Source organism: Acidovorax sp. SRB_24, from assembly GCF_012931925.1.
In genome coordinates, this window is sequence record NZ_MWOM01000099.1 from 1 (window position 1) to 10,438 (window position 10,438).

Sequence of the window (10,438 nt, forward strand, 5' to 3'; positions counted from 1 at the left end):
CGGCGATGGCGCAGATGGCTGCGGCCTTCGAACACTTCAACGAGGTGCATTCGCACACGGCGCTGAAGATGAAATCACCCAGAGAGTTCCGGCAGCATCGCGCTGCGCAGCAGCGTCTTGCTCAGAGCGGGCAGGCGCTACATTGCGAATAGTCTGTGTCCTGAAATTCGGGGGCAAGATCACTCACCACTTCCGCGTCTCTTCCATGCGCTTCTGACTGCCTTTCAGTTGTCGCCCAAGCTGAAAGCGAGCTGGGCTGAAAGCCAAAGCGAATGCGCTCAACGAATTACCAGCCAAAAGTTGCGCGGCCCACTGCCCTGTGCGAGCAGAACCCCCCAAGCCAATGTGTCCGTGCCCGAACGCCAATACCACGTCGGGCGTGGCCGCCGAGGGTCCTATGCAGGGTAGACCGTCGGGCGTGCTGGGGCGGTGCCCAAGCCAGCGATGAACCAACGGCTCTTCTGGCGTGAGAGGAAGACCCTCGAACATGGTTTGAAGGTGGCGGTACAGGATGTCAGCGCGCTTCCAGTTCGCGGGCGCTGCCAGTCCCGCAAACTCAACTTGGCCACCTGCGCGCAGACCGCCATCCATCCAATGCGCGATGAGCTTTCCGTCAGCCACCATCATCGGTGTGCGAGGTCCGCACGTGGGGCTTTTGACCTGCACGTGGTAACCGCGTTCGGAATCCAAGGGCACTGGAGAGCCGACGGCTGCCGCGAGTTCTGCAGAACGGGCTCCAGAGCAGATGGCCGCCGAGTCACACGCAATCTCTCCGTCTTCACTCAGGACCGCGCGCAGGCGACCATTCTCGATGCGGAAGCCCGTGGCGCGAGACTGTACAAAGCGGGCGCCGAGCGACTGTGCGTGCCGCGCCAAGGCCGCGACGTAGGCGCCAGGGTCACGACAATGACCCGCCTCCCCGACAAGGATGGCGAACGTGTACCGCGCATCCAGGTCCGGCTCACGGGATCGCAAGGTGGCCTCGTCCCATTCGTCCCACTGCACACCCGTACGCGCTCTGACCCGCCAAGCGAGCGCCTCACCCTCAAACTCTTGCCTGGATCGGTACACGTGCAGGATGCCTCGGTGCTCGATGAGGTGAGATACCCCGGCCTCTGCAGCCAAGCGCTGGTGCAGGGCTGGCGCATCGGATAGCAGTCCTCGCAGGGCATCCGCCGTACGCTGCACCCGTGCCTCGGTCCATCCCGACGCCAGATAGCTCAACAGCCAGGGCAACGCCTTGGGGAGATAGCGCCAGCGCACTGCAAGTGGGCCCAGCGGGTCTGCCAGCCAGCCCGGCACCTTCCGCCAGGCTCCGGGGAGTGCGGGTGGAATCACGGAATGTGTGGAAAGCCAACCCGAGTTGCCGTAGCTCGTCGCATGCGGTGAGCCGGGGACCCCGGGTTCGATGACTGTGACGCGCATCCCGACACGGATGGCTTCGATGGCCGTGGCGCAGCCGACCGCACCTGCCCCGATCACGACCGCGTGGCGCTCGCCACCAGGGTTGTTGATGCCACTCATGCCGACCTCACTTTCTCACTTGACAGCCGCATAGTCCTCGGCTGGTTTGTCATTCGGATTTGCGATTGCATTCTTTAAGGCCGCGCTCATCGGGATATTGACGGACACGTTGCGCGGGGGGATGGGGTCGACAAACCACTTGGCGTAGAGCTTGTCGACCTCACCGCTGCGCATCAGCGCGATCACAGCGTTGTCGACCACCTTCTTGAACGCCGGGTCGTCCTTGCGGTACATGATGGCGCTCGGCTCTTCGCTCAGCGTTTCACCAACGATCTTGAAACCGGCCGGGTTCGCGGCGCTGGCCTTCACGCCGGCCAGGATGTTGTCATCCATCACGAACGCGTCTGCACGGCCCTGCTGAAGCACCAGGAAGCTGTCGCCATGGTCTCTGCCACTGATGACATCGAATTTCAGATTCGCAGCACGCTGATTTTTACGCAGGAGCTGCACCGAGGTCGTGCCGGTCGTCGTCACGACGGTTTTTCCCTCAAGCTGAGACACGGACGTGATGGGCGAGTCAGCGCGCACCAGCATGCGCACGTTGACCACGTAGGTGGTGGGTGCGAAGGCCACCTGTTGCTTACGCGTGCTGTTGTTGTTGGTGGAGCCGCATTCCAAGTCAATGGTGTTGTTCGTGAGCAGTGGAATGCGATTCTGTGAGGTGACTGCCATGTATTCCGTTGTGAGATTCGGGGTCTTCAGCTCGGACTTAATTGCGTCGGCGATGCGGTTGCAAATATCGACGTGATAACCCACATAGGTGCCCGCCTTTTCCGAGGTGTATGCCAGTGGTGCTGACGACTCGCGCGTGCCAATGATCACCTTTCCAGACGCCTTGATTTTTGCCAGCGTGTCATTGGGGGCCTGCGCGTTCACGACGGTTACGGCACACAGACTGGCCAATGTTCCAAGCAAGTAACGTTTCATGTGTCCTCCGGGCCGAGCGAGAGTGCCCGTCACAAAAGTCTAAAGCGCTGCCCCTTTCGCCTGTTGCAGGCTTTGCATGGAAGGTGCCAAAACCGGAACCCAAGCCCGCCACGCCATGCATTTATTGCATTTCCAACCCGTGCGCCCACGCGGCGCTACAGTGCTGTCGAAATAGCAAACGGCACGCTGCAATGGAACTTCGCTGGCTTTATGACTTTCTCGTGGTCGCCGAGACCAAAAACTTCACCAAGGCAGCCGAGCTTCGACATGCTTCCCAGGCCGCCCTGAGCCGACGCATTCAGCAGTTGGAGGCATGGATGGGGGTGCGCCTCATCGACCGTGCCGTTTATCCGAGCTGCCTTACGGCGCATGGCGAACGCTTCGTGGCCCAGGCCACCGAGATGCTGCGGCTGGCCAACGAATCACGGGACGAGGCGACCAAAGGCTTGCAGGCTTCCAGCAACTCCATCCGCATTGCGCTGCCCCTTACCGTTGCCACACATCTTCTGCCAGGATGGTGGCGAGCATGGTTCGCAGACCAACTAGCGCCCGGTTGCCAAGCGCTCCCCACCAACCTCCATGACGCAGTGATGGCTCTGGTCTCAGATTCGGCCGATTTGCTGCTGTGCTACTACAGCCCTATGCTGCCGATCCAGTTGGAGCTGGACCATTTCGAGCGCAAGGTGCTTGTGCGCGACACCCTTCGGCCGTACGCATCGCCTTTGTTTTTGAAAACACTCACCACGTCGGCGGACGTCGTATTGAAGTCCGGCGGAGCCCACCAACTGGCATACACCGATGGCACGTACCTCGGTCAGTTGGTGCGCAGGGTTTCAGAAGCGCACAAGCTCCCACCGCCCCAGGCTCCTGTATTCCGAAGCGACATGGCGGATGTGCTCTGCCAGATGGCAATGGAAGGCGCAGGGATCGCCTGGTTACCTGGGTGTGCGGCGGCCAAAGCAGTATCTAGGGGCGAACTCGTTCCTTTCGGCGGTGAGCGGATGGCGCTCGAAATCTTCTATGCGGCCTATCGCAATGTAGACAACCGGAACCCCGCGCTGCACCACATATGGCAGGCGTTAACCGGGCTTCCATTTGGCTGAAGCACTCATTAGGGCTTTGCGCGTTGTAGGGCGACCGAAGTCCCTGCCGTGACAGCTTAGCTGCCATGACTGCTGACTCCTTGTGCACGTAAGTCCAGTACCGGTGCGCCAACGGGTGCCTGATTGATTCTGCTGCAGCGGCTTCTGCGAGCACTTCCAGTGCGGAACGAAAGGCGGCGCGAACGGCCAGATCCCCGGTGACTTCGGGCGGTCCTTGAAATGGTCGATGTCAGCCATCAGTTCGGATAGGGTGTGCCGCAGTTAGAGCTGCTAACAAAACATAGGCAGATTGCGAACGCAGATGACGCGGCACGCTAGGCAAAGCAGTGCCAGATGAATGTCGATACGGCGCTCGAAGCGGGTGCGCAGCTTGCCAAAGGCAGCCAGCCAGGCATGGGTGCGCTCGAACACCCAGCGGTGGCGCCCGAGCCGGTCATTGCGCTCGATGCCCTTGCGAGCGATGCGATCCTGGATGCCTCGGCGCTTGAGGTGGGCACGGCATCGCACGTAGTCGTAGCCCTTGTCCGCATGCAGCTTCTCGGGCCAGCGGCGCGGCCTGCCGCGCTTGCCGCCCACCGCCGGCAATGCGTCAATCAGCTTCTCGAACACCACCGAGTCATGGCGGTTGGCTCCGGTGACGCAAAAGATCAGCGGGATGCCCTGGCGGTCCGTGATAATGTGGCGCTTGCTGCCGAGTTTGCCCCGGTCCGTGGGGTTGGGCCCCGTGTACGGCCCCCCGGGGGCTGGGCACGCTGGCCCCATCCACGCTGGCGCGGCTGAAGTCAAGCTTGTCAGCACTGCGCAGTTCGGCCAGCAACGCCAGATGCAGACGGTGCCATACGCCGGCGGCCTGCCAGTCACGCAGCCGCCTCCAGTAGGTCATGCCGCTGCCAAAGCCCAATTCCTGGGGCAGGTGCTCCCAGGGCGTGCCCGTGCGCAGCACGAACAGGATGCCATTCAAGACCAGCTCATCACTCAGTCGCGGCCTGCCGCCCTTGGGCGAGGGCTTCACGGCCGGCAGCAACGGCTCAAGCCTCTTGTACAGCGCCGTGCTGATTCCTTTATTCCTGTTTTTTCCCATGCCGCATCAAACGTACAGCGGGCATTGGGCGATGACAGGCTTCTGTTAGCAGCTCTTAGACGCCGCGTCGTGTGTTTTGAGCACTAGTAGTTCGCCTTGGCCTATCTCGTCAGAAATCGGTGGTCACGCACATAGTCGCTGAGTGCCCGCTTTAGCAGCACGAGGTGCAGATAACAACTCTTTCGACGGAACGACCACTTCAGGCTGAACGGAGTCATTCGCAGTCGGCGGCATGAGGGGCTTCGGCGAGCAAGACGGGACATACCTATCTCAGCAGGTCAAACGACCGCTGTGCGATCGAGAGCTGCCCATGATGGCTATTCGCGGCTGGGGCTCATATCTCCGGGATGTACTCAAGGTACTGGCGATTCATCGGAATTTCCCAACCCGGTTTGACCGTCATTCCATCAATACGCTTTGTGCCGGCTCTCCTTCAAATCAGTGTTGTAGTCTGGTGGTGCGCCGCACTGACGGATCAGGCAGTCACGGTCTCAAGCGGATTCCATCGGGTCTCTAAGCCTGCCGTCGACTCATGCACGTGCTCCGCGGGTTCGTTTGAATCCAAGGGTTTCCACCGATCTTGATACCAACCAATGCGTTTAATCTCATCTGTCGAGAGTAATCTAACTTTTATCTCACTGGATGATCAATGAATAAGTGCTTAAACGGCCTCATGGTGGTCGACATGACCCGAGTGCTGGCCGGTCCGCTCGCCGGTCAGATGCTGGGGGACATGGGGGCGGAGGTGATCAAGATCGAACGCCCGGTCAACGGTGACGACTCGCGCATGTTTGGTCCGCCGTTCCTCAAGGACGAGAACGGCCAGGACACCTCGCAATCTCCGATGTACTTGAGTGCGAACCGCAATAAAAAATCTATCACGCTCGATTTTTCAGTGCCGGCGGGCAAGGAGCTGCTTCTCAAGATCATTGCGCAAGCTGATGTGCTGATTGAGAACTACAAGGTTGACGATCTTCAAAGGTATGGCCTTGACTATGCGAGTCTGCGCACCTCCTTTCCACGCCTTATCTACTGCTCCATCACCGGATATGGCCAGACAGGACCGTACAGAAAAAGGCCGGGATACGACTCGGTGTTTCAAGCTGAGAGCGGCATCATGAGCGTGACCGGACACCCCGACGGACAAGCTGGCGGTGGTCCCATGAAAGTGGGCCCAAGCATTGCAGACATCATCACGGGTTTATATGCCTCCAACGCGATCACGGCTGCGTTATACCGCCGAGATCAGAATCAGGGCAGCGGCGAATACATCGACATCTCGTTGCTCGAATCGATGGTTTGCGGGCTTGGCCATTTCGCAACCCAGTATCTCGTCACCGGAACGGCGCCCAAGAGAATGGGCTCCCAGGGAAATGGCGGCGTGCCCGCACAAGTGTTCGATTGCACCGATGGCGCCGTCATGATGACTGCCGGCAACCAAGGCCAATACATCAGTTTCTGCAAAGCCATTCACCGCGAAGACCTGATCATTAACGAGAAATTCACAACCAATACGCTGCGCGTGAAGAACAGGGTCGAACTGTCCACCATCCTGAGCTTAGAACTGCAGTCCTGGAAATCTCAAGATCTTATCGAGGCATTGCACCGCTTCAACGTGCCGGCAGGTCGCATCAATAGTTTACCTGAAGTTTTTCTGGATCCGCATATCCAGCAGCGTCAGATTGTGCAAGAAGTCCAGCACCCGGCTTACGGCGCTATCAAGCTGGTTAAAAACCCAATCAATTTCACGCAATCGCAGGCAGAACCTGATAGAGCCCCGCCCATGCTAGGAGAGCATACAGAAGAAATTTTAAAACGATTCCTGAACATAGACGCGTCACAAATGCAAGAACTTAGAGCCAATCAAATTATTTAGGACAAAACCATGAAATTTATCAAACCCACAATCTGCGCAAGTTTGACCTTGGCTGTATCGATGATGGTTCACGCCACCGATTCTAAACAATGGCCTGCTAAGAGTATCAACTTGGTAATCGGCTTCTCGGCTGGAGGCCCCACCGATACAGCCGCAAGAATTTTGGCGCGTGAAATGAGCAAGGATCTGGGACAGCCAGTCGTGGTGGATAATCGGCCTGGCGCCTCGGGAACGGTTGCTGAGAAATACTTTGTGAACCAGTCTGCAGATGGCTATAACCTGATGATGTTGGTTGTCCCCACAGTATTTAAGCGCATTTTTGACAAAGAACACCTGTCCCTCAACGAGCAGATTGATCCGGTGGCGCGTGTGTACTCGCACCACAATGTTCTGGTGGTCAACCCGAATTACCCCGGCATGAAAGATGTCAAGAACACCAAGGATTTGATCGAGTTCGCCAAAAATAACAAGCACGGAGTGTCATTTACCAGCGCTGGCAGCGGCAGTATTGGGCATCTTGCAGGTCAGCAGATGGCTTGCATGGCCAAAATTGATCTGCAACACATTTCATACAAAGGTGCGGCGCCCGCCTTGAACGATACGCTGAGCGGCCACCTCCCCATGATGTTTGGTGACTACACGACGCTGCTGCAACATATCGAAACGGGTAAGATCAGGGCGATTGCCGTGGCTTCATCCGAGCGGCTTCCCAAGCTGGAAAGCACGCCTACTTTGATGGAACAAGGCTTTGAAGGCCTCACGGCTGTGCCTTGGGGCGGCATTGTGGTGAAGGCTGGAACCGATGAGAAAATCAAGAAGAAGATTCAGGATTCGCTGAAAAAAATACTTTCCGACAAAGAGGTGCAGGCCAAAATCAGCGACGCAGGCTTGCTTGTCAACTTTGCGCCAGCCAATACCTGGAAAGAGCAAATCAATAAAGACTTCAAGTATTGGAAAAATGTCGTTGATGCCAACGGTATTAGAGCGGAATAACTGAATGTAAAAGGAATAATTTTCTTTGGACGTAAATAATATGGCTGCAGCTCAAAGCGTCACCCGTGCACTAAAATTACTGAAGATAATAATGGCGCGCGCCGATTCAGGCGTGCGTTTCAGTGAATTGGTGAAACTATCGGAGCTTGACAAATCCACGGCCCACAGAATTTTGGAAGCCTTGGAGCGAGAGTCCCTGATTTACAAAAGCGAAGGGACTGCAGCCTATTACCCACTGGTGGCCAGCCACCTGGAAAACAAGAACAAAAAGATCAAGATCGTCTTCGCCGAGGTGATACGCGCATTGGCAGAGGTGACCGGCGACACGGTGTTGCTGATGAGCCGCGATGGCGACTACGCCGAATGCCTGGAACGGCAAAGCGGCGACTACCCCGTCAAAGCCTTGACCACCGAAATCGGACAAAGGCGCCTGCTCGGGATCGGCAGTGGCGGCCTGTCCATCCTGGCCAAGCTCGACGACGATGAGATCCGTGGGTTTGTGCAGCGCAACCTGCATGAGCCAGCCCTCGCAGCCATCGGTGAGGAGAGCTTCTGGGAGGAAATACGCGCCTGCCGCAAGCTCGGGTACGCGTTGGTCGGCGACCGGATTACCTCTGGCACACGCAGCATCGGCGTAAATTTCATGCGCCAGGGCTATGACGTGTCGCTGTGCGTGGTGGCCGTCAACTCGCGCATGGACGAGAATAGGTTGCCCTGGCTACAAGAGAAGATCCTGCTCACCGTCAAGCCGCTGGAAGAGCCGCTGCAGGTCAAAGGTCTCGCCGCAGCACTGAACTGAAGCTCAGGCCTGCAACGCGTGGCACGCATGGGCATCAATGCGTCAACGGCCGCAGCATCCAAGGTTCTGCGACCCGAGAACTGGACCCTTATCTTTGACGTTCAGAATGGTGCAGGCGACGCCACCAACTGCACCGGCCCCGGCCCCGCATAGATCACTTCGCCCGTGTGCTTCACGGCGACGCGCCAGGTCTCGCCTTGCTGCGTGATCGCATAGGCCTGCGGCTCGAGCGGCAGCAAGGTCTGTTTCGGAAACCCGCCCTCACCCTTGCGCGCGGGCGTGCGCAGCAAAGTCGGGTAGTTCCAGCGCGCGGTCATGGCGCGGCCTCGACGCGGACCGGCCCGGCGCCGCGGTACATGAGCGTCGTGCCGTGGAGCATCACGACCCAGTCGTCACCCTCCTGCGTGACGGTGTAGTCGCTCACCTGACCGCCCAGCGGAATGCGCCCCTCGCGTCCGGGAATAGTGCATGGCCAGATCAGCACCGAGGGCGTGGCCTGCGGGCTGTGAAAACCCGCGCACACCAGCTGCGCCGGCTGGTCCAGGATGAGCTGCTCGGTGCGCGTGCCCTGCACGGGCGTCGCCTCGGGGTGCTCCTTGCGGATCGCCTCTTCGGACGCGCTGTAGTGTCTCGCGCTACCGGCCCGCCGGGGATTGGACGCGCCAGCGGCAGCAAATCTCGACCCTCATGGCAGCCCCACGTCAAAGTACGCGCTGCTCGCTTCGCCCAGGCCCCGAAACCCGGCCTGCCGGGCTGCGACACTAGCGCGGCCCCAGGCCTTGAGCAGCGCAAGGTCGCCCGGCGTGAGCTGGGGCGCGGATGCCTCGAGGCTTGCCATCGTGTCCAGGGCCGCGGCCACCTGCTCGGGGCCTCCCAGTTGCCTCTCGAGTTCCTGGGCGTAGCGCGCCTCGGCCGCGGTGCGCTGCGTGGCGGGGAGCGGTTCCGGATAGTCACGCAGCGTGACCGTGTAGGTGCATTCGATGGTTTGCATGGTGCTTCTCCTGCAATGAGGACTGTATGAATATACAGTCTTTTGAGGGCGCGCGCAGCGACAATGCAGGCAAGGAGGCAGCCATGGCGTTGCTGGTCGGAACGGCATCCTGGACGGACAAGACGCTGCTCGAGTGCGGCAGGTTCTATCCCGCAAGCGCCAGGTCGCCCGAGGCGCGGCTGCGCTTCTATGCCTCGCAGTTCAACCTGGTCGAGGTCGACACCAGCTACTACGCGATTCCCGCCGTCGCCACGACCCAGCACTGGGCCGAACGCACGCCGCCAGGGTTTGTGTTCAATGTGAAAGCGTTCAGCCTCTTCACCGGGCAGTGGACCAGCACGGACGTGCTGCCCAGGGACATCCGGCAGGCGCTGGGCGCGGGCCGCAGGCTGGTCTACAAGGACCTGGACGAAGAAATCAGGGCAGAGCTGTGGCAGAGGTTCGCGGCGTGTCTGGCGCCGCTGCAGGCCGACGGAAAGCTCGGCCTCGTGCACTTCCAGTTCTCGCCCAAGGTGTCGAGACACCCAGCGGCCCTCGCGCACCTCGAGCAGTGCGCAGAACGCCTGCCGGGCCACACGCTGAGCATCGAGTTCCGCCACCTGAGCTGCTGGGAGAGCGCGGAGGCCACCGCAGAGACCCTCGCGATGCAGCGCGCGCTTGCCGTCGTGCACACGATTGTCGATGGACCGCAGGGCTCAGCGCACAGCGTGCCGTGCATCTGGGAAACCACGCACCCCGAGCACACGCTGCTGCGCCTGCACGGGCGCAATGCGCAGGCCTACGCGACGCCCGCCAGGACGGCGGCCGAGCGGTTCGACTATGCGTACACGGCGGGCGAACTGCAGGCCCTGGCCCAGCGCTTTGAGCCGATGGTGCGGTCGGTCAGGTACGCGCACGCCGTGTTCAACAACTGCATGGAAGACAAGGCGCAGGGCAATGCAAGAGCCTTTCGTGCGCTGCTGGCGGGGCGAGCGTGACGGCCGGGTGCACAGCTCGAGCGGGCATGGCCGCTTCAGCGCCCGGGACAGAAGCTCGGGCGCTGTCCGCGGACATGGCACAGGAACCCTGGCTTATTTACTGCGACGGCAGCGCCGTGCCGAATCCTGGTCGCATCGGCCTTGGCGCTGTGTTCACCGAGCCCAAT

The 10,438-nt window shown here is 59.9% G+C and carries 11 protein-coding genes and 1 pseudogene; 6 read left to right on the top strand and 6 right to left on the bottom strand.

The annotated features are described in order from the left end of the window. Positions 1 to 152 (top strand): annotated as a pseudogene (locus B2J89_RS22870) (IS3 family transposase); the annotation flags it as partial. Positions 153 to 183: 31 nt separating this feature from the next. Here B2J89_RS22870 and B2J89_RS19915 read toward each other — a convergent pair. Further along, positions 184 to 1,524, bottom strand: coding sequence for an FAD-binding oxidoreductase (locus tag B2J89_RS19915; RefSeq protein WP_169170618.1), 1,341 nt, complete (start codon positions 1,522 to 1,524; stop codon positions 184 to 186). A 15-nt stretch (positions 1,525 to 1,539) separates the two neighbouring features. Beyond that, complete coding sequence (locus B2J89_RS19920; RefSeq protein ID WP_169170619.1) at positions 1,540 to 2,451, bottom strand: transporter substrate-binding domain-containing protein; 912 nt, start codon at positions 2,449 to 2,451, stop codon at positions 1,540 to 1,542. 191 nt (positions 2,452 to 2,642) lie between these two features. Between B2J89_RS19920 and B2J89_RS19925 the strand changes: the two genes are divergently transcribed. After that, a complete protein-coding gene (locus B2J89_RS19925) occupies positions 2,643 to 3,554 on the top strand; it encodes a LysR family transcriptional regulator (protein ID WP_169170620.1) in 912 nt (303 codons plus the stop codon). Between the two features lie 270 nt (positions 3,555 to 3,824). On the opposite strand, the gene B2J89_RS19930 is transcribed toward B2J89_RS19925, so the two are convergent. Next, positions 3,825 to 4,635, bottom strand: a protein-coding gene (locus tag B2J89_RS19930) for an IS5 family transposase (RefSeq protein ID WP_169170621.1) whose coding sequence is annotated in 2 segments (ribosomal slippage) — positions 3,825 to 4,296 and positions 4,295 to 4,635 — 813 coding nt in all. Because the reading frame shifts where the segments join, the coding sequence is not laid out codon by codon here. Between the two features lie 673 nt (positions 4,636 to 5,308). Here B2J89_RS19930 and B2J89_RS19935 point away from each other — a divergent pair. From B2J89_RS19935 to B2J89_RS19945, 3 genes are read left to right on the top strand one after another with little or no spacing between them, the layout of a single operon-like run. After that, positions 5,309 to 6,511 (top strand): CaiB/BaiF CoA-transferase family protein, encoded by a 1,203-nt coding sequence (locus B2J89_RS19935; RefSeq protein ID WP_240965098.1) that lies wholly within the window; start codon positions 5,309 to 5,311, stop codon positions 6,509 to 6,511. 9 nt (positions 6,512 to 6,520) lie between these two features. Beyond that, entirely contained in the window at positions 6,521 to 7,504 is a 984-nt protein-coding gene (locus tag B2J89_RS19940; protein WP_169170623.1) for a tripartite tricarboxylate transporter substrate binding protein, read from the top strand. 40 nt (positions 7,505 to 7,544) lie between these two features. After that, a complete protein-coding gene (locus B2J89_RS19945) occupies positions 7,545 to 8,303 on the top strand; it encodes an IclR family transcriptional regulator (RefSeq protein ID WP_205763912.1) in 759 nt (252 codons plus the stop codon). A gap of 101 nt (positions 8,304 to 8,404) precedes the next feature. On the opposite strand, the gene B2J89_RS19950 is transcribed toward B2J89_RS19945, so the two are convergent. The 3 genes from B2J89_RS19950 to B2J89_RS19960 form a co-directional block, all read right to left on the bottom strand. After that, on the bottom strand, positions 8,405 to 8,620 hold the full coding sequence (locus B2J89_RS19950; RefSeq protein WP_169170624.1) for a hypothetical protein: 216 nt from the start codon (positions 8,618 to 8,620) through the stop codon (positions 8,405 to 8,407). After that, positions 8,617 to 8,877, bottom strand: coding sequence for a hypothetical protein (locus tag B2J89_RS19955; protein WP_169170625.1), 261 nt, complete (start codon positions 8,875 to 8,877; stop codon positions 8,617 to 8,619). Before B2J89_RS19955 ends, B2J89_RS19950 begins: the two co-directional genes overlap by 4 nt. A gap of 111 nt (positions 8,878 to 8,988) precedes the next feature. Then, entirely contained in the window at positions 8,989 to 9,294 is a 306-nt protein-coding gene (locus B2J89_RS19960; protein WP_169170626.1) for a hypothetical protein, read from the bottom strand. A gap of 26 nt (positions 9,295 to 9,320) precedes the next feature. Between B2J89_RS19960 and B2J89_RS19965 the strand changes: the two genes are divergently transcribed. Beyond that, complete coding sequence (locus B2J89_RS19965; RefSeq protein WP_206043052.1) at positions 9,321 to 10,271, top strand: DUF72 domain-containing protein; 951 nt, start codon at positions 9,321 to 9,323, stop codon at positions 10,269 to 10,271. The last annotated feature ends 167 nt before the right edge of the window (positions 10,272 to 10,438 follow it).

Excerpts from the sequence above, each read along its gene's own strand:
- B2J89_RS19915 (WP_169170618.1), bottom strand. The coding sequence starts at position 1,524 with ATGAGTGGCATCAACAACCCTGGTGGCGAGCGCCACGCGGTCGTGATC.
- B2J89_RS19920 (WP_169170619.1), bottom strand. The coding sequence starts at position 2,451 with ATGAAACGTTACTTGCTTGGAACATTGGCCAGTCTGTGTGCCGTAACC.
- B2J89_RS19925 (WP_169170620.1), top strand. The coding sequence starts at position 2,643 with ATGGAACTTCGCTGGCTTTATGACTTTCTCGTGGTCGCCGAGACCAAA.
- B2J89_RS19935 (WP_240965098.1), top strand. The coding sequence starts at position 5,309 with ATGGTGGTCGACATGACCCGAGTGCTGGCCGGTCCGCTCGCCGGTCAG.
- B2J89_RS19940 (WP_169170623.1), top strand. The coding sequence starts at position 6,521 with ATGAAATTTATCAAACCCACAATCTGCGCAAGTTTGACCTTGGCTGTA.
- B2J89_RS19945 (WP_205763912.1), top strand. The coding sequence starts at position 7,545 with ATGGCTGCAGCTCAAAGCGTCACCCGTGCACTAAAATTACTGAAGATA.
- B2J89_RS19950 (WP_169170624.1), bottom strand. The coding sequence starts at position 8,620 with ATGACCGCGCGCTGGAACTACCCGACTTTGCTGCGCACGCCCGCGCGC.
- B2J89_RS19960 (WP_169170626.1), bottom strand. The coding sequence starts at position 9,294 with ATGCAAACCATCGAATGCACCTACACGGTCACGCTGCGTGACTATCCG.
- B2J89_RS19965 (WP_206043052.1), top strand. The coding sequence starts at position 9,321 with ATGAATATACAGTCTTTTGAGGGCGCGCGCAGCGACAATGCAGGCAAG.